At 66.9% G+C, this 254-nt stretch carries 1 pseudogene; it reads left to right on the top strand.

What is annotated here, in order from left to right:
- Positions 1 to 254 (top strand): annotated as a pseudogene (locus I6F36_RS39500) (IS5/IS1182 family transposase); the annotation flags it as partial.

The raw sequence follows: 254 nt of genomic DNA, 5'->3' as shown, positions 1-254 counted from the left end.
CGCTCGGACCTGAGCCACTGGCGCAAGCGGCTCGGCGACAAGCTGGAGCTGTTGCTGGCCGAGAGCTTGCGGGTGGCACACGAGGCCGGCGCGTTGCGCAGCCAGGACCTCAAGCGGGTCACGGTCGATACCACCGTGCAGCCGAAGGCCATCACCTTCCCGACCGATGCCAAGCTGCTGCACGCGGCAATCAAGGGGCTCAACCGCCTGGCGAGGAAGCACGGGGTCAAGCTGCGGCAGTCCTATCTTCGCAT

Origin of the sequence: Bradyrhizobium sp. BRP19 (assembly GCF_020194195.1) — a bacterium.
Lineage (GTDB): Bacteria > Pseudomonadota > Alphaproteobacteria > Rhizobiales > Xanthobacteraceae > Bradyrhizobium > Bradyrhizobium yuanmingense.
Note: the sequence above shows the minus strand (reverse complement) of the source record. Positions and strands in the feature narration are given on the sequence as shown.